The 16,734-nt window shown below is 51.7% G+C and carries 26 protein-coding genes; 3 read left to right on the forward strand and 23 right to left on the reverse strand.

Annotation, left to right across the window (positions count from 1 at the left end):
• Nucleotides 1-6 precede the first annotated feature (6 nt).
• Nucleotides 7-822, reverse strand: coding sequence for a serine O-acetyltransferase (gene cysE / locus DW350_RS11220; protein WP_115718952.1), 816 nt, complete (start codon nucleotides 820-822; stop codon nucleotides 7-9).
• A 99-nt stretch (nucleotides 823-921) separates the two neighbouring features.
• On the opposite strand from cysE, the gene DW350_RS11225 reads away from it, so the two are divergent.
• Nucleotides 922-1,833, forward strand: a complete 912-nt coding sequence (locus DW350_RS11225) for a transporter substrate-binding domain-containing protein (RefSeq protein WP_115718953.1) — start codon at nucleotides 922-924, stop codon at nucleotides 1,831-1,833.
• 30 nt (nucleotides 1,834-1,863) lie between these two features.
• Here DW350_RS11225 and DW350_RS11230 read toward each other — a convergent pair whose 3' ends face one another.
• Both DW350_RS11230 and DW350_RS11235 read right to left on the reverse strand, forming a co-directional pair.
• A complete protein-coding gene (locus tag DW350_RS11230) occupies nucleotides 1,864-2,739 on the reverse strand; it encodes a prohibitin family protein (RefSeq protein WP_115718954.1) in 876 nt (291 codons plus the stop codon).
• A gap of 99 nt (nucleotides 2,740-2,838) precedes the next feature.
• Complete coding sequence (locus tag DW350_RS11235; RefSeq protein WP_115718955.1) at nucleotides 2,839-4,191, reverse strand: formimidoylglutamate deiminase; 1,353 nt, start codon at nucleotides 4,189-4,191, stop codon at nucleotides 2,839-2,841.
• A gap of 78 nt (nucleotides 4,192-4,269) precedes the next feature.
• Here DW350_RS11235 and hutG point away from each other — a divergent pair, with 78 nt between their 5' ends.
• On the forward strand, nucleotides 4,270-5,070 hold the full coding sequence (gene hutG / locus DW350_RS11240) for an N-formylglutamate deformylase (protein WP_115718956.1): 801 nt from the start codon (nucleotides 4,270-4,272) through the stop codon (nucleotides 5,068-5,070).
• 30 nt (nucleotides 5,071-5,100) lie between these two features.
• Here hutG and DW350_RS11245 read toward each other — a convergent pair whose 3' ends face one another.
• From DW350_RS11245 to DW350_RS11320, 16 genes are all read right to left on the reverse strand, one after another.
• Nucleotides 5,101-6,183: an alkene reductase gene (locus tag DW350_RS11245; RefSeq protein WP_115718957.1), complete on the reverse strand. Its 1,083-nt coding sequence runs from the start codon at nucleotides 6,181-6,183 to the stop codon at nucleotides 5,101-5,103.
• A 75-nt stretch (nucleotides 6,184-6,258) separates the two neighbouring features.
• Nucleotides 6,259-6,921 (reverse strand): YoaK family protein, encoded by a 663-nt coding sequence (locus DW350_RS11250; RefSeq protein WP_115718958.1) that lies wholly within the window; start codon nucleotides 6,919-6,921, stop codon nucleotides 6,259-6,261.
• A gap of 65 nt (nucleotides 6,922-6,986) precedes the next feature.
• Nucleotides 6,987-7,601 (reverse strand): hypothetical protein, encoded by a 615-nt coding sequence (locus DW350_RS11255; protein WP_115718959.1) that lies wholly within the window; start codon nucleotides 7,599-7,601, stop codon nucleotides 6,987-6,989.
• Nucleotides 7,602-7,714: 113 nt separating this feature from the next.
• A complete protein-coding gene (locus tag DW350_RS11260) occupies nucleotides 7,715-8,182 on the reverse strand; it encodes a GNAT family N-acetyltransferase (protein ID WP_115718960.1) in 468 nt (155 codons plus the stop codon).
• Between the two features lie 14 nt (nucleotides 8,183-8,196).
• On the reverse strand, nucleotides 8,197-8,502 hold the full coding sequence (locus tag DW350_RS19905) for a hypothetical protein (protein ID WP_115718961.1): 306 nt from the start codon (nucleotides 8,500-8,502) through the stop codon (nucleotides 8,197-8,199).
• A gap of 160 nt (nucleotides 8,503-8,662) precedes the next feature.
• Nucleotides 8,663-9,064 (reverse strand): GNAT family N-acetyltransferase, encoded by a 402-nt coding sequence (locus DW350_RS11270; protein ID WP_115718962.1) that lies wholly within the window; start codon nucleotides 9,062-9,064, stop codon nucleotides 8,663-8,665.
• A 34-nt stretch (nucleotides 9,065-9,098) separates the two neighbouring features.
• Nucleotides 9,099-9,608, reverse strand: coding sequence for an isochorismatase family protein (locus tag DW350_RS11275; RefSeq protein ID WP_115718963.1), 510 nt, complete (start codon nucleotides 9,606-9,608; stop codon nucleotides 9,099-9,101).
• A gap of 115 nt (nucleotides 9,609-9,723) precedes the next feature.
• Nucleotides 9,724-10,053, reverse strand: a complete 330-nt coding sequence (locus DW350_RS11280; RefSeq protein ID WP_319018088.1) for a hypothetical protein — start codon at nucleotides 10,051-10,053, stop codon at nucleotides 9,724-9,726.
• Between the two features lie 3 nt (nucleotides 10,054-10,056).
• Nucleotides 10,057-10,215: a hypothetical protein gene (locus tag DW350_RS19785; RefSeq protein ID WP_319018089.1), complete on the reverse strand. Its 159-nt coding sequence runs from the start codon at nucleotides 10,213-10,215 to the stop codon at nucleotides 10,057-10,059.
• The gene (locus tag DW350_RS11285) at nucleotides 10,212-10,901 is read right to left on the reverse strand and encodes a hypothetical protein (RefSeq protein WP_115718964.1); all 690 of its coding nucleotides are present in this window, start codon (nucleotides 10,899-10,901) and stop codon (nucleotides 10,212-10,214) included. The genes DW350_RS19785 and DW350_RS11285 overlap by 4 nt, the downstream gene beginning before the upstream one ends.
• Nucleotides 10,902-10,921: 20 nt before the next feature.
• Nucleotides 10,922-11,245 (reverse strand): hypothetical protein, encoded by a 324-nt coding sequence (locus DW350_RS11290; protein ID WP_115718965.1) that lies wholly within the window; start codon nucleotides 11,243-11,245, stop codon nucleotides 10,922-10,924.
• Nucleotides 11,246-11,274: 29 nt separating this feature from the next.
• Nucleotides 11,275-11,763, reverse strand: a complete 489-nt coding sequence (locus DW350_RS11295) for a GNAT family N-acetyltransferase (RefSeq protein ID WP_115718966.1) — start codon at nucleotides 11,761-11,763, stop codon at nucleotides 11,275-11,277.
• 7 nt (nucleotides 11,764-11,770) lie between these two features.
• A complete protein-coding gene (locus DW350_RS11300; RefSeq protein ID WP_115718967.1) occupies nucleotides 11,771-12,241 on the reverse strand; it encodes an ASCH domain-containing protein in 471 nt (156 codons plus the stop codon).
• A 6-nt stretch (nucleotides 12,242-12,247) separates the two neighbouring features.
• A complete protein-coding gene (locus DW350_RS11305; protein WP_115718968.1) occupies nucleotides 12,248-12,853 on the reverse strand; it encodes a hypothetical protein in 606 nt (201 codons plus the stop codon).
• 75 nt (nucleotides 12,854-12,928) lie between these two features.
• Nucleotides 12,929-13,387 carry a hypothetical protein gene (locus DW350_RS11310; RefSeq protein WP_115718969.1) on the reverse strand — a complete coding sequence of 153 codons (459 nt, stop codon included), beginning with the start codon at nucleotides 13,385-13,387 and terminating at the stop codon, nucleotides 12,929-12,931.
• Nucleotides 13,388-13,674: 287 nt separating this feature from the next.
• Nucleotides 13,675-14,202 (reverse strand): hypothetical protein, encoded by a 528-nt coding sequence (locus DW350_RS11320; protein WP_115718971.1) that lies wholly within the window; start codon nucleotides 14,200-14,202, stop codon nucleotides 13,675-13,677.
• Nucleotides 14,203-14,310: 108 nt separating this feature from the next.
• On the opposite strand from DW350_RS11320, the gene DW350_RS11325 reads away from it, so the two are divergent.
• Nucleotides 14,311-14,562 carry a hypothetical protein gene (locus tag DW350_RS11325; RefSeq protein WP_115718972.1) on the forward strand — a complete coding sequence of 84 codons (252 nt, stop codon included), beginning with the start codon at nucleotides 14,311-14,313 and terminating at the stop codon, nucleotides 14,560-14,562.
• A gap of 12 nt (nucleotides 14,563-14,574) precedes the next feature.
• Here the strand turns inward: DW350_RS11325 and DW350_RS11330 are convergent, their stop codons facing one another.
• The 4 genes from DW350_RS11330 to DW350_RS11345 all read right to left on the reverse strand — a co-directional run bounded on the left by DW350_RS11330 (nucleotide 14,575) and on the right by DW350_RS11345 (nucleotide 16,629).
• Entirely contained in the window at nucleotides 14,575-14,871 is a 297-nt protein-coding gene (locus tag DW350_RS11330; RefSeq protein WP_115718973.1) for a hypothetical protein, read from the reverse strand.
• 199 nt (nucleotides 14,872-15,070) lie between these two features.
• The gene (locus DW350_RS11335; protein WP_152032973.1) at nucleotides 15,071-15,436 is read right to left on the reverse strand and encodes a hypothetical protein; all 366 of its coding nucleotides are present in this window, start codon (nucleotides 15,434-15,436) and stop codon (nucleotides 15,071-15,073) included.
• Between the two features lie 171 nt (nucleotides 15,437-15,607).
• Nucleotides 15,608-16,204, reverse strand: a complete 597-nt coding sequence (locus DW350_RS11340; RefSeq protein ID WP_115718975.1) for a CDP-alcohol phosphatidyltransferase family protein — start codon at nucleotides 16,202-16,204, stop codon at nucleotides 15,608-15,610.
• Between the two features lie 14 nt (nucleotides 16,205-16,218).
• On the reverse strand, nucleotides 16,219-16,629 hold the full coding sequence (locus DW350_RS11345) for a hypothetical protein (RefSeq protein ID WP_115718976.1): 411 nt from the start codon (nucleotides 16,627-16,629) through the stop codon (nucleotides 16,219-16,221).
• Nucleotides 16,630-16,734: the final 105 nt, after the last annotated feature.

Below are 16,734 nucleotides of genomic sequence, written 5' to 3' on the forward strand. Positions count from 1 at the left end.
AGCGGCTTAAATACCACCGCCGTATTCGAACTCTTCGTCGCTAAAGCTTTGGTCCATGTCCATGGACGGCTTTTCAGAGCGTGGCCGCCCCAAAATCTTCGCCGGAACGCCCGCGGCAGTGGTGTGCGGCGGCACCGCTTTTAACACCACCGAGCCGGCGCCAATTTTCGCGCCCTTGCCCACTTCGATATTGCCTAAAATTTTGGCGCCAGCGCCAATCAGTACTCCTTCGCGAATTTTCGGGTGGCGGTCGCCGCAGGTTTTGCCGGTGCCGCCCAGAGTGACCGATTGCAAAATGGACACATCGTCCTCTACCACCGCCGTCTCACCGATAACAATGCCGGTAGCATGGTCGAGCATGATGCCTTTGCCGATGCGGGCGGCGGGGTGAATATCCACCGCAAAGGTTACCGAAATTTCGTTTTGCAAATACACCGCCAACGACTGCCTACCCTGGCGCCACAGCCAGTGAGCAATGCGATAAGCCTGCAAGGCGTGAAATCCTTTCAAATACAACAGCGGCGTTGAGTATTTATCGATGGCCGGGTCACGCTCGCGCACCGCTTCAATATCAAAAGCGGCAGAAACAATCATGCCGGGGTCCTGGCGATAGGCTTCCTCGACGATATCGCGGATAGCTATGGCAGGCATTATGGGGTTAGCCAGTTTATTGGCCAGCATATAACTTAAGGCGCTGCCCAGACCGTCGTGCTTGAGTAAGGTCGCGTGGTAAAAACTGGCCAGCATCGGCTCACATTCCACCAGCGCCTTGGCTTCATCTGTAATGTGTTGCCAAACCAATGCTAATTCGTCTACCGACATAACCCTTGCTCCTGCTACTGCGCGTCTGGAATTTTTATCGTTCTCTATGGCTGCCACTATACTGAAAAGGCATTTTCGTCGCAGCAGAAGAGCACCCAGATGTTAAAAACCACTGTGTTACTGATTTTTAGCTTTATTTTGGTTGCTAACACCGCCCTTGCCGCCCCCATGAAATACATCTATCACCCGCCAGAGGCCACTGACGACAGTCGCTACGACTACCCCTGGGCCCTGTTGAAACTGGCGCTGGAACAAACCCGCGCGGAATATGGCGACTACATTTTGGAAGCCGCCCCCATCGTCATGAACGAAAAACGCCAATACCAAGAACTCAGGGTTGGCTCTGACACCATTACGGTGATGATTGCCACCGCCAATAAAGACAAAGAGCGGCAATTAATACCGGTACGCATTCCCCTCGATAAAGGCCTGTTGGGTTACCGGGTATTACTGATTGACAAGCGCCGACAGCAGGAGTTTTCCCAAATTCAAACCCTTGAGCAGTTAAAGCCCCTTGTCGTCGGCCAAGGCGTGGGCTGGCAGGATGTAGAGGTATGGGAAAACAACGGCTTTAAGGTGATAGAAGGCACCAGCTACCCGGGCCTTTTCTATATGCTGGTAAGTGGTCGCTACGACTTTTTTTCCAGGGGTATTGTTGAAGTCATTGATGAATACAATCGCTACAAAAACAAACTGCCCAATCTCGCGGTTGAAGAGTCCTTGCTGATTTATTACCCCTGGCCGCAGTATTTTTACTTTACCCATTCCGATGCTGGCCAAAGGCGCGCAGAACGGGTGGAAAAAGGCCTGCGGGCAGTCTTTAAAAACCCGATGCTGTTCAACCCGCTATTTAACCGCTATCACGCCGAAGCGCTGAACCGCTATGACTTTAAGCTCCGTAAGGTTTTGTATTTAAAAAACCCGATGCTGTCGGACGAAACGCCCCTTGACGACCCGCTGCTGTGGCTAAACCCGCTGCAATTTAACGCCAGCAATAACGCTGGCCGCTAGCATAAAAAAAGGCCCTTAACGGGCCCTTTTTTATGGGTGGGTGTTAAAAAATGGCAAGGTCGTGTTCGGGAGCATGGTTTGTGGCAATTGGCCGTCCCACTTTTCGGCCTTGGTCAGCTCAATCAATTCCTTGTTTTGGGCCAGGGCATTAGCGCGGCTTTTAATGGCAGCCGCTTCGGCTTCACCCTTGATGCGAATGGCTTCCGCCTCGGCCTTGGCCCGGGCCAGCTGCGAGTCGGCTTCGGCCTGCGCTTTGGTTACCGCAATTTGCGCGCTCACCCGCTCTTTCTCTAAGTTTTGCTTTTGGGTTTGCACTTCCACTTCGGCGCGCATTCTGTCTTCTACCGATTTTTCATAGGCCGAAGAAAAGTCGATATTTTCAATCTGCACCGAGCTGATTTCGATAGGGCCTTTAACCGCCGCCTTAATGGCGTTGGTAACATCAAATACAAACTTCACCCGCTCTTGCACCGCCGAAATGGCCGTGTATTGGCCAAAGATGTTTTCAACCTGGGTTGGCACGGCGCGGTCAACCAAGCGGTTTACCATGGCATCAATGCTTTTAAAGTTGGCATACACCTCGGCCACTTTGTCTTGCGGCACCCGGAAGGTGACCGAAGCGCGAATGGTCGCCGGTTGCTGGTCGCGGCTATAAGCCTGCAAGCGCTGGTAACTCACGGTGTGGGTTTGGGTGGAAATTTTAACAATTTTATCGATAAGCGGGACCTTTAAACCCAGGCCCGGCCCAGCGGTGCCGACAATTCGGCCATTGCGAAGGTGTACGCCGCGCTCGCCCTGGTCAACGGTAAACCAGCTGCCATAAGCAATAACGATGATAGCCAGCACAATGATACCAGCGATGAATTTACCCATACTCAAACGCTGTACTTTTAAAGGAGTTGCCATTGGGATCCATTCCTTTTGTTTTGTTATTCCAAGGAGGCGAAAGCATGCCTTACCGGGATGTTAAACAAAAGCGGCCGCAACCCCTAATTTGTTAAAAAGTTATGCAAGTACCGCTTTCATAACCGTCGCAAAGCGGGCACTGGCCTTGGCAAAACCGGGGTGTTCACCGTTTTTTACCACGCAGCGCCCAGCGACAAAGACTTTGTCAATGTGGCGATCGCCACCGCCAAACAGCCAGCGACCAAGGCGCTGGCCGGGCGCTACCGCCAGCCAAGGGGAATCTTTCAGTACCAGCCAATCGGCCCGGTAACCTGCAGCCAGGCTCCCCATCAATACGCCACAGGCCTGAGCGCCGCCCTCAGCGGCTTGCTGCCAAAGGTTATCGGCAACCGCGGGCTGCGCGGCTGACACCAAGCGGTTGCGGCGCTGGTCGCGAAGCCGCTGGCCATATTCGAGCCAGCGCAGTTCTTCCAAGGCACTCACCGACACATGGCTGTCAGAGCCAATGCCCAAACGCCCGCCTCTTGCCAACAGTTCGGTAGCCGGAAAAATGCCGTCGCCCAAGTTGGCTTCGGTGCTGGGGCAAATACCCACCACCGCCTGGCTTTGGGCAATGTTGGCAAGCTCGTGCAAGTTAACGTGGGTGGCGTGCACCAAACACCAGCGCTTATCGATTTCAAGCTGCTGGTAAAGGTATTGCAGCGGCCGCTGGCCACACCAGGCCTGGCAATCATCCACTTCCTTTTGTTGCTCACTGATATGAATATGCACCGGCAAGCGGTTGTCGGTGGCCGCAAGCACGGCTTTTATTTGGCAAATTTCAACCGCCCTTAGGGAGTGAAAACACAGCCCCACTTGTGCAAGCGGGTGTTGGCGATCGCTATAAAGCCTTTGAAAGCGCTCAAGATATTGCTCGGTACTTTGAATGAAACGGCGCTGGTGGGCCAGCGGCGGCGCACTGCCAAAACCGCTGTAACTATAAAGCACCGGCAATAAGGTTTGGCCAATACCGGCCTCAAAGGCCGCCGCGCGCAGCGCCTGCGCCATGGCGTCGTCGCTATAGGGCTGGCCCTTGGGGTCGTGATGCAGATAGTTAAATTCTGCCACCTGGGTGTAGCCGCCCTGCAGCAGGTCCATGTACAGGTAGCTGGCAATGGCCTCAACCTGCTCGGGGGTCAGTTTGGCCACCAACTGGTACATTTGTTCGCGCCAGGTCCAAAAGCTGTCCTGGCTGTCACCGGCTATTTCACCAAGCCCCGCCATGGCCCGCTGAAAGGCATGGGAATGTAAATTGGCCATGGCAGGAATAACGGTACCCAAGCGCACCGCATCGGCAGGACAGGGGCTATTGGCGCTAAGGCTGCGGATAAAACCGCTGCCATCAACGTCAATCAGTACATCGCTTTGCCAGCCTTCCGGCAGTTTGGCGCTCGCGCAAAAATAACGGGGCATGCTTGAACCTTGGCGCAGTCACTTGTATATACAAGGCAATATACTCGTACCTTATTCATACGCAAGCAAAGGTGACCCATGACCCCCTTTCGCTATACCGGTGGCCGCATTCCGTTACTGATAAGCGTGCCCCATGCTGGCACCGCCCTGCCTGGTGAGATAAAAAACGGACTCAGCGATAACGCCCAGCCCCTGCCCGACACCGACTGGCATGTTGAACGGCTGTATGATTTTGCCAATCAGCTTGGCGCGCACATGCTGGTGGCCAACTATTCACGCTTTGTGGTGGACCTTAACCGCCCCGCCGATGACCAGCCGCTATACAGCAGTGCTACCACAGGCCTGTTCCCCGAGACCCTGTTTGATGGCAGCGCCACCTTTTTGCCCGGTAAAGCGCCAAGCGCTGCTGAGCGCCAGGGCTATCTGGACCACATTTGGCGGCCCTATCATTTAAAACTCCAGCAAACCCTGGATGAGCTTAAAGCCGAGTTCGGCTATGCCCTGTTGTTCGACGCCCACTCCATTGCCTCGGTGGTGCCGCGGCTGTTTGACGGCAAATTGCCTGACTTAAACCTCGGCACTAACGATGGGCAAAGCCTTGATAGCCCGCTTGAGCAAGCACTGCGGGACTATTGCCAAAGCCAAAGCCGGTTTTCCTGGGTGCTAAATGGCCGCTTTAAAGGCGGCTACATTACCCGCGCTTACGGAAAGCCTGAGCAAAAGCAACAGGCGCTGCAGCTGGAACTGGCCCAGTGCAATTACATGCAGGAGACCGCGCCCTTTGCCTGGCGCCAGGACCAAGCCGAGCAACTGATCCCTGTATTAACAGGCCTAATAAGCCAATACCTTGCAAGCGCCAAGCAGCTTTATCAGCCATAAAAAAAGGCCGCTGCAGCGGCCTTTTTCAGCTTAGGACGCAGCCGCGTCCATAAAGGGATAATCGGTGTAGCCTTTGGGCCCTGGCGAATACAAAGTGCTTTCGTCCAAGGGATTAAGGGCAACCCCGGCTTTCACCCTTGCCGGAAAGTCAGGGGTTGAGATAAAGCTTTTACCAAAGGCCACCGAGTCGGCACCCTCACTGGCAACAAGCGCCGCCGCTTCTTCGGCGCTATAGCCCATGTTGACCATCAAATGGCCCTGGTAATGGCTGCGGGCAATGGGCAGTACCTCACCGTGCTGCTGGCCGAAAAAGTCAGCGCGCATCACGTGCAAATACGCCAGGTTAAAAGGCGTTAAATGCTTGGCCAAAAATGCCATCCAGGCCAATGGGTCACTGTCTTTCATGCTGTTAAAGCTGTTGAGCGGTGACAGGCGCAGGCCTACTTTGTCGCTACCAATCTCGTCGCAAACCGCCGTTAGCACTTCGGTGAGAAAACGGGCTCGATTTTCCAGGCTGCCACCGTATTCGTCGCTACGCTGGTTGGCGCTGTCGCGCAGGAATTGATCAATCAAATAACCATTGGCGCCGTGCACTTCAACACCGTCGAAACCGGCTGCGATGGCATTGGCCGCGCCGCGGCGAAAGTCGTCAACAATGGCGGCGATTTCGTCTTTGCTCAGTTCACGGGGCACGGTGTAAGGCTTTTTGCCTTGTGGGGTGTGGGTGACATCGTCAATGGCGATGGCGCTTGGTGCTACGGCATCGTTACCGCCATTTAACAGCGGATGGGCGGCGCGGCCAGCGTGCCAGATTTGCAAAAAGATTTTGCCACCGGCTTTATGCACCGCTTCGGTGGTGAGCTTCCAGCCGTCGATTTGTTGCTGGCTGTAAATACCCGGATCGTCACCAAAAGCGGAAGTACCGGGGGTAACCATGCTGCACTCGGTGATCAACAAGCCAGCACTGGCTCGCTGGCTATAATATTCGGCCATTAAGGCATTCGGCAGGTGGCCTGGGGCGCGAGCACGGGTAAGAGGCGCCATCACAAAGCGGTTGGCCAGGGTTGTTTTTCCCAAAGAAACGGGCGTAAAAAGCGATGAAGTATCAGACATACAGATTCCGTTGAGGTTGGGAGAGATGAACCCAAGACATGGGGCTTGCCGTTTATAAAATCAAGGCGGGGCCTGTTATTGCCCCTGCTTTTTTGAATAAAGCCGGTAGACAAGTGCCAACAAAAGGCACATAACGCCAGGCAGCACCAAGGCGCCATAGCGGAAATGGTCGAACAACAGCGCACCCACACCGCCGCCCAGCATGAAGCCGAAGATGATCATCAAAAACAGTTTCAGTTTGCGCCTATCAAAGGCTTCGCCGCGCAGCAGTGCCCCCAGCATCAGCCCTAAGTCGGTAAAAATACCGGTTAAGTGGGTGGTGCGTACCACAGCGCCGCTATAGGTGGTAGCCAGGGCATTTTGCAGGCCACAAGCCGCTGCCGCTGCAAGATAGGCCCAAGGCGAATGCAGATTAAAAAGATAAAGGGCCAGGAAGATAAAAGCCGCTTCCAGCACTAAGGCGGTGTCGTAATGGCGGCCCAGTTGCAAGGTGGTATCGTGCAGCATCACCCCCGATAGCGCCGCCCCCAACACAAAGGCGGCAACAATACCGGTTAAATGCAAAATGGTGGCCGCTTCCAATTCGCCAATCGCCGACCCGAGCAGGGTGGCCGTACCGGACAGGTGAGAAACCGATTGATGGGCAAACCCGACCAGCGCAATGGCGTTAATCAACCCGGCCACCAAGGCCAGCAACAATGCACCGTATTCAATCCACTTGGGCAGCCTGGAAATCACACCTAACCCCTTGTTAAGCCTTCGCCGATTGAGGCTACCACAAGGGGCTGAAACAGTGCATGTGATTACTGATAGCGGTTTTGGTAGGCGTCCTTGGCGGCAGTGGTAAATTGCTCGACATCTTGCCCCAAACGGTGGAAGCGATAGGCCACTTTTTGCTCGCCAAACTCGCGTTCAAGCTGTTGCCAGTCGTTGCGAGACATCACCAGAAAGGTTTTATCGCTGCTGTGCCAACTGTCGATGCAATAGCGCAGCTCGTAGGCCGGCTCAATGGCGCGGTTTAAATCCAAAAAGGCCCGCAGTGGGTCGACCTCTTCAGCAAAGTTTTCGATGGGCTGGCGCACATCATCAAATAAAATTTCCAAACCGCCGTTATCCGTTGCCACCAGCGACAGTGGCGGCAGGCTAAACTGCCGCGCCACCATGTCCCAAGCCACATCAATGGCGTCGCCTGAAGATAAAAAGGCGGCGGGCTGCTTAAGGATAATGTCCCAGCTGTCTTTGTCGGCAGTTAGCGCCACCATGCTGGCGGCAATCTTTCGAAGGGCGGGGTTAGTTTGGGTGTCGTCAGCACCGGCCGTATTCCCATCAGGCGCTTGGCTATTTTGGCGGTCACGGGTGAGGTACAACAAGATAAGGGTAAACAGCGCCAAACAGCCAAAGTAAATGATGAGCTTCACTTCCAACACTCCGGTAAGTATTTGATGACGGGTATCACCAAGGTTGTAGCGTCATTAAATCACGGAACATGAAACCGTAGCTTGCAGGAAATCAAACAAGTCGCTGATGAAGACTAAAGGTTGGCATACATAATATGCTGCGGCCCGGCCTTACCCCCTAAGTAGTGCTCGCCGGTATCGGTAAAACCGCCCTTTTGATAGCAGCGGATAGCACCGGGATTTTTGGCATTAACGGTGAGATAAATACACGGGAAATCCACGCTAAGCGGTTTAAGGTGGGCCAGCAACGCCGCTACCGCCTGGCTGCCATAGCCTTTGCCTTGCTGGCGCCGGTCAATCGCGTACGCGCGCAGGCCAAGTGCCTTGCGGCGGCAAAAATCGTAGTGGTTACTGTAATGAAAATCGATTTTAAAAAAACCAATCACCTGGCCTTGCCAAGTAATAAGGTAGCGGCTAATGCCACTGCGCGTATCAGCCCAAAAGTCGCTGGCGGTACCGGCAAATTTAACTTGCTCTGGTGTTAGCTCCACTGCTAACAGCGCGGCCTGGTGATGTGCTTGCATCGGTTCTACTGCAATCATTAGCGCTCTTTTTCTTATAAGCCTTTAAAAAACGCCCAAACCCCATAACAGGGCAACACCAGCCCCCAAAAGAACAGCAGCGCCATGATCGCCAGCCCAAACAGCCCGCGGCCGGCCGGCTGAATGGTGCTTTCAACAGCATGTTGGCTGTGGGCGACCAAACCAAAATCCCCCTCAAAACGGCCTTTGGTTTCGACACAATCACCATTGGCAATGGCATCGTCAATGGCTTGCTTTAACGCCAGCAGTCCGGCCTTGTTGCCAACAATGGCATCGTCCCAGTTGTCGTCGTAAATTTTGACCCATGGCTTATCAGACAAACGCTATCCCTCTTTGCTGGTGCCACTGTAAACAGCTTGGCGCGGCAGAATGAATATCATCGTGATATGCTTTTATGGCATTTAGCAGGCACTAAATAAACCTGTCTAAATTATTTATAGAACAAGATGTTAAAGAGATCTCATCCTGCCAGCTTTAGACTCAGGCAAACTTTTTGTACATGCCATAGCCGGCGGGTGCTGTGTGCTGGTAGCCAAGTTTTTCATAAAATCCGGGCTTATCAGCAATGAGGGATACATAGCTCCCTGGCTGAGCCGCCATCTTGAGGTAAGCCTCGATAGCGTGCATGATTTGTTTGCCAAGGCCCCTGCCTTGATAACGTGGCGCGACGGCAATATCCACCACTTGGAAAAAACAGCTGCCATCCCCCACGACCCGACCCATCGCCACTAGCTGGGCGCCGTCATGAATGCACACCCCGTAAAGCGAATTCGCCAGGCCTTTTTCAGCCAATGCCAGCGGTTTTGCCGAAAGCCCGGCGGCGATACGCAGCTGGCAATACGCTTTGGCAACAGGAAGCTGGTGACTCAGCACTAGCGGCATTGGTTTTCCCTCCCTTGCGGCAAGTACGGCGCCGTTAAGCAAACTGAATATCGCTAATGGGCTGCACCCGAACCCGGCCTTTGGCAGAGTCAAAGTGGCGCAAAATATGGTTATGGTGGGCAATGATTTGCTTGGCCTTTAACGCGCCACTGTCAAGGGTACTGTGAGCGTCGGCCACCAGTACAACGTCGTAGCCAAGGGCTGCCGCCTGGCGACAGCTGGTGTCAATGCAGTAATCGGTTTGCAGGCCGCAAATCACTAACTTGCGCACATCTTGCGCTTGCAACATGGCATCAAGGGCGGTGTCCATAAAGGCGTCGCAAACGCTTTTTTCTATTTCAATGTCCCCTACCTGGCGCTCTAAAGCCGGGTGAAAGCTGGCATCAGGCTCTATCCGGTTATCGGCCACCAACACCACCGGTGCTTGTGCTAAACGCGCTTTTCCCAGCAATTTATTAATGCGCCCAAGCAGCGCTTCGCTTTGCCAAATACCTTCATCCATCAGGCTTTGCTGAACATCAATTACCACCAGTGCTGTTTTCATATTGGCGTCCTTGGGTGATTAAGTGGGCGTCGTTTGGGCAAAGCAGCAAGTCATTTTGATACTAATAGCGGCAACGGATATTGCACAACCGTTTACTAGCAAAAGGGGGAAAGGGTTAGCCGTTTTTAGTTAACGTAATAGCGCTAAGCTCTTGAATATCAATAATATCAACTTCTCTTGCCAGCCACTGCTTGTAGGTAATGAGGCTGGTGATGGGCATCACCGGCAGCGACATGCCTTGGTAGCTAACAGTGACACTCTTGGCAAAATCAATGGCCAATGGCAGCCATTGCTGGCGCTGCTGACAATAGATTGTTGTGCCCGGTGCCAGGCCTATTTCAATTTTCTGGCCCTGGTAGATAAGTTGCAGGTATTCAAGGTCCCACTGCGCCTGGCGGTAATGGCGCAGTGGTTTGGAGATAAACGCATCAACTTCGGCCAGCAAGGCCTACGCCTTGGCCGCCGGGATGTACAGATCAATATCGGCCACCGGCCTGGAGCCGCCATAAAGGTGGGCCGCCAAACCACCGACAATTTGATACGGCAACTGCTGACGCGCTAAAAGCGCCGTAAGCCAGTTTAGTGCCTGGGTAACTTGCTCGGTCATTGCCCGGCCTTACGGTATACCGCGTCAAAACGCACGTTCATACCGCCACAATTACCATTGTCGTTAACTACCAATAAACTGCCGAGCAAGCGCAAGTGGGCAGCACAGCTGTATTTGTCACTACCTTCACTGATGGTAAGCCGGTTACCTTTCGCGGCGGCCTTACCGCTTACACCGCCAAAATGCACAATGTCGCTGTTACCGTCTGGGGTTTTGCCGCCATACCAAAAGGCGCGGCCCTCAACCTGAAGCTGGCCATTTTGAGTGGTTGTAATGGCGATTTTATTGGCAAAACGGCCACCGAGAGACCGCCACTGACCAGCCCAAGCGCTGGGTGCCGGCGTTGCTGCGTATTGCACCAGCCGCACCTTGCCCTGGGTAATGTAGCCGGTGTAGTCATTTTTTTTACCCAGGTAATAACTGCAAACCCAACCTTGCTGAGCCGGTTTTACCAGCACCCTGTCGCCGTTAATTAAATAGCCTTTTTGCCGGCATTTATCGGCTTGCGGGCAACCTTTACCATCGTCACGGGCATGCACTTTTTCGCCTTTTGCAGCGACAATTTGGCCAAGGGCAAGGTTTTCATAGCTGGGAAAGGCGCCATTACGGCAGCTATAGGGTTCAATCTCGGCAAACACATTGGCGGCGAACAACAGCAAACAGCAACAAAACGCCCCTTTAAACATAACCACCTCAATAGTGTTGGCTAAAGCCTGACGCCTGGGTGAAAGCCCATATAGCCAAGGCCGGTATTGGCCAGCATTAGAATGACAAAAATAAGCAAAGCAAAGCGGATGTCGTTGCGTTTACGCACCAATAGCGGGCTGTATAAGCCTTCGCATTCCTTGCCAAAAATCACTGCCCAGTAGGGGCCAAAAAGACCACGGTACAGATCAATAAATTCCGGCTGCCCCCATTGCCGCCAATGCCAGGGCACTTCTATTTTCCAGGTCTTAATAAAGTCACTGCTGGTTTTAATCACCCCGTAAAACGATAAGATGGCAAGGCTGATAAGAACGACTTTAAACATCGGCACATTCCTTTGATTTACCGCCAACCCTAGCCGGTTGCCTGGCTGGCAAAGCGGCTTAAGGCCTCGCCTTCAAAGCGGTAATATTCTTTCTCTGCTAATAAAGCGGCGCCAATACCGTGATAAAAAAGCCCGGCCTTGGGATTGGTGCTTTCGGCGGTCCAGTCCAAGCGTTTGCAGCCCAATTCAACCGCCAGGCAAGCCAAGTGCTGCATCAGCTTTTTACCCACCCCTTGGCCACGGGCCTGGGCTGAGACAAAAAGGTCTTTCATAAACATTTGCCCGGCAAGCTTGGGCGCCGGATATAACACCGAATAAGAGGCAAAACCGACAACACTGGTGCCGCTAAAGGCGGCAATAAGGCGCACGCCAGAATGCGCTGAAAACACCTGTTGTTGCAGGTACGCGGTAATGTCTTCACGGCTGGCGGCTTGGTCTTTGAAGTAGTAGTGCTCTAGTTCTTCAAAAATATCCAAAAGTTGCAGGCTATGGTGGTGGCTAACGGCGTTAATTTGCATCTTGCATTCACTCCAATGGGTAGACCTTTTCAAAGTGCTCTAATACCAATTCACTGTCAGCCGTGAAGGCCAAGCCCAGTTCGCGGGCATGGCCATTAAAAAAGGCCAAGTGCGCCTGATACCACCAGCGATAACTGCCGTCGCCCTCCCCTTCGGCCTTGGCAAAGGCGGCAGGCACCCGGTTAAAGGGGCAAAACGACACAGTGGTGGTTTTAATGACACAAACCGGTTGCTGCGCCCAGTTAAGCACCACCGTTAACCGCCCCGGCGCTGGCAACGGTTGTTGCTCAATGTCGTAAGCGGCTTTCAGGCTACAGGTTGCGGTTTTAATGCCGCTGTTAACCAGCTGCGCACAGATATTGGCGTTTTCTTCATCCGCGCAAAAATGCTCGGCCACGCACACCGGTACGGCCTTACACTCCCTTGGCGAAAGGGTAGCAAGATAGGCGTCTAAAAAGGCTTGCTGCGCTGCATTCATGGCTTTTTAGGGGCAATGCAGATAACCGCGCAGCGCCTGCTGCCAACCCTTTTCAGCGTTAAAGTCGCTTTTAAGCTTGCCGTTGCCGGTATTGTTAACCGTTTGAATACCGCGTTTGGTCATATAGGTTGGCGTGTAGGTTGGCGGCCCCAACCGGGCGACGGCGACGCAGAGCTTTTTAAAGTCGGGGGCTTCGGTATTAAGCTCTTGCGCCAAGGCTTGGCGAAAGGCACTACGCTCGCCCGCTGCCAAATCGCTAAAGGTACGCACCTCCAGCATACGAATTGCCTGCCAAGCCGTTTTGTCGGTTACCCGCAGTTGGTCGAACCGGCCAAAGGCCCCTGCAACCGCAAATAGCGGCACAGCCTCGTTGTAATGGCCGGCCTTAACGCAGTCGGCCACCGCCGGGTAAATAACCGCCGGGGTGGTAGTACTGGCAATAGCGGCCAGCGGCATGCACGCAGGCTGAGACTTGGCTTCAACACTGCCGGAGCTTGCCTTGCCAGGCTCAGTGGTCTTGGCAGGTTCAGTTGCCTTAGTTGGCTTTTTTACGGTGTGCTGCATCGCGCAACTGGTCAGCAGCAAGCACGCTAGCACCAGAAGTTTACGCATCTTGGTATCCATTAGCTTCGAACAGGTCATTTATACCATTTGCACCGCCACCAATGCATGTAAAGTGCGGCTATTCTACTTACCAGCCGCGACGATGACGTTTAGATCAATAGCAAACCGGGTTACAAGGTAGTGCGAGCCCTTTTTCACAAAGCACGCCGTTCTTGTTTGCTGGCGCTTATAGCGTTGTTGGTGAACAACAGTGTCATCACTCAACGCGGCGCTTGCACAAAAGCCGTTCTGCCCATTGGATTTCACCACCACGTTTTTTGCCAGTGAATGTTGCCAAGACAGGGGTTTAGGCGTGACCTTTATTCTTGCCAACAGCTCTTCTCTTGACAAGGAGTGAGTTCGACTGCCCTTTTGAGGTATATGCACCGTTTCACTGGCCGTAAATTTATCAGCCAGCCAAGGAGCAATAGTCGCCACATCATGGTGGATATAAGCACCCTCAAACGCTAAGTAAATCGTGGTTTTGTTATCATCGGCCTGCGCGCCGGCCAAAAAGCAAAACAGCAGAAAAAGCTTTTTCATCCCTAACTCCAAAAAATGGTGAAGATCCAGCGCAACTGCCGCCAAAAGGCATCGCTCCATCTTAGCGATAACAGTCCAAATATGGTGCCGAAAACCAGCAGCACTGCGGCTAAGTAGTAGCCATTGGCTATATCATGAGAAAACCAAGCAAAAAAAACTAACCAATACCCCCAAGACAAAACCGCAGCCAAATCGGGTTGGGCCTTCTTTAACACTCATGACAATTCTTTCGGTCTACAGATATATCGATAACCCAATCAGTAGCGAGGCTAAGCGTCACAAGCGGCTTACTTGCCATCCCAAATGCCGGCGTCGTACATCAGCTTCATGCTGTAATTGATTTGCAGGGTTTGATTGCTGTTTTGACAGGAAATAAAAGCCCCGCCCTTTTTCGGTGGCTGAGCGGCCACATCAATGCTTGATAAGCCGCGCAGAGGGTCGTTAAGGGTGTAGCGGTAGTGGCCATTACTAAACCACAACAGGGCATCACCATTACCGGCGCTAACGTAAGTAAAGAGCCCTTGCGACGGCCTTTTGGTGGCCGGGTATTGAAAAATGACCTTGCCGTTTTGCACTGCCCGATACTGCAAATAGCCCTGGTGTTGGTTAACGGTGATTGACGAGCACAGCGCAAACACTTTCTTTTTGGTTTGGCAGCTCCAAAGCGGCACCTCCTGCGCAGTGCAGACACCATTGCTGTAATACATGTCTTTGTAGTCGGCCCATTTGGCCTGGGTAATATTGTCAACGGGCTTTGCCAGCAGCGCGCTTGGCGCCAGCAGGGCTAAGAAGCTCATGGCTAAAATGCGTTTCACCTTATTATCCTTTTAAAGTGTGTGCCGTTAAGGGCCGTACCGCGCTTTATGTTACCCTCACGGCTTGTTATTTCTAACGACCTGGCAAGGCGATTAACGCAGCGTTTTATGGCAAAACCCAATAAAAAAGGCCCCAGCCGCACCGTTGATGTTTCTTGCAGCCAATGTAGGGCGGCGATTTTTAAATACCGCAAGGGCGGTAAAGGCGCCTTGGTAAAATGCTTTATTGAACGCATTAGCGAAGACCACACCACCCAGGCTTGCCATTGCCCCGGCTGTGGCCAGGTCTTTGCCAGAGAAACCCTTATTCGCGGCACCCCAGCCTACAAAATGATTGGTGGTAAGGTGCAAATGAAATAGCGCGCCAGCACCTTAAAAATAGGCAGCGTCAGCCGCAAGCTGCTGCTGTAAGGCATGGGCATCAGCAAACCATTTCGTCTTTGGAAACTCCCCCTTAGGGTCTGGCGCAGACCAGGTTAAGTGCACAATAAAATAGCCAGCGGCGGTGCCTATCAACACTTCATCGCAATCTTCACGTTTAGCAAGTACAGAAAAACTAACGCCATCAAGCCGATGGGAGGCTGCTAACTCCTGTTTAAGCTCAGCTGCTAAAGCGCTGCCGTGGCTTGCGGGAAAGTCATTAATATCGGCCCAAGGCTGTTGATACATGCAGGTCCTTTAGCGGGTGTGTTTAGACGACGCAGCCACAGTACATTCTTTGAAACACCGGCCGCTAGCAAGCCCCAAGCAATCGCTGCGATGATTCAGCATTGCCTTTACCAAAGGCCCCTCTGGAGCTCGCTCAATCTAACGCGGGCATGCAAAAGCCATGGTTTTATCTGGGGTTGGTGACTGGCCGCAGAGTGGCTTAATTAATCTCTATTGGGGTGCTCGCCAGGTACTCCCGCAGCGACTTCTTATCAACTTGGGTAATAAACAGCAGCTTACGGGTGTTAAAACCAACAGGCGCTTTCACATCTACCAAGGTACCCAGCGGCCCTAACGGGTAGACGGATATTTTCTTAATCATCGTTAGCGAAAAGTGGTCGGCTAAGCCAAAGCCAGAGATAGACAAGGTGGTAGGAGTAAGGCTAAATGCTGGTGTTAGCCTTATAACCGCAGTAATAAGCCAAGCACCAATACCGATGAACAATAAAATATTTGAGGTCCAAAAAAGTTCTTTTCCAACATCATTGTTTTTTTGGATATCTTTTAGTGCTTCGTCTAACGGCATCCCTGAAGCGTGGTGATGTGAAAAAATCCCAAAGAACAGATAAAGCCAAGGTAACGGCATTACCCAGATATAGGTAAAGATGGTTGAAAAGTTAACCTTATTTGAAACTTTTCCATTTCGCCAGTAATACAACGCTAATTCCTTATATCATTAGGACCATTCTCTTTGTTTTTAATTTCGAACTGGATCATTTAATTCCGAATTTCTTATCTTTATAGCATGAAACAGTGTTGGAATGTCACATCGCCATTTTGGCATCAATAATGAGATAAGTAAGCCTTCAATATCGGCAATAATGCCCATTACAATAGCCATTGAAAGCAATATACCATCTTGGCCAAAACCAAGGATGTCTATAAAGCCGACAAACAACAATATTCCCCAAAGTTTCGATGACCACATATGGTAGCTGGCCTCACGTCCATACTTACTGTAGTCAAAACCGTATCGCAGTAATTCTAATGTAACGAGTATACCCAAGGGCAACAATCGCTCATCAATTGCCGCGGGATAAAGCCAATAAATGGCAACCGTGGCACAAATATAAAAGAGCGTATCAGCAATACTATCAAGGCGTCTGATACCATCGGTTGCTACACCTAATCGCCTAGCAATAAAGCCGTCAAAAATATCAGATAAAAAAGCAGTGACCAAACATATAGAAAAACAAATTGCTGATGGATAGAAAATAGCTAAAAGCAAAATAACAGGTGCTAGTAGCCCCCGAAGAAGAGTCAATAACAAAGGTAATTTTTTAATTATGTTCATCTCATTATTAACGTCTATGCAATTAGCGCATTGGTTTTTAATTTACGTAAGGCTGCAATGAAAATTAAAAACGCAGAAGCGATATGGATAATAGGAATTAATCTTGCTAACAGATAAGGGCGATGCGTATAAAAATCAAATTCTTCACCGCATAGATTATGGCCGTTAAAACTGGTTTGAATAGCAAGATCAAACCAAAAGTAGAGTATAAAGATAAACAGCAAAAGGCTAGCAACCGTCACAAGCCGTTTTTGCAATAAGTTAGCTTCATCAAGAAGAAGACGCAGAAGAATAAAAATAGCTATTGGTACCCCATATAATAGCGATATAAAAAAACGCGTATCATCACCTTGGGTACAAGTACCCGCAACAGCTCCCAAGCACACCACAAAACCATATATAAAGATGACAACGAGATTAAACACCGGAACGTCCTAATAGACCAAAAACAAAAATGGGCACCCATTTTTTACTAGAAATTTTCTCATAATCCATTCACGACCCAATACTCAGAAGGTAGATATCCTTTG

The sequence above is a fragment of the Gallaecimonas mangrovi genome, assembly GCF_003367375.1.
GTDB lineage: Bacteria > Pseudomonadota > Gammaproteobacteria > Enterobacterales > Gallaecimonadaceae > Gallaecimonas > Gallaecimonas mangrovi.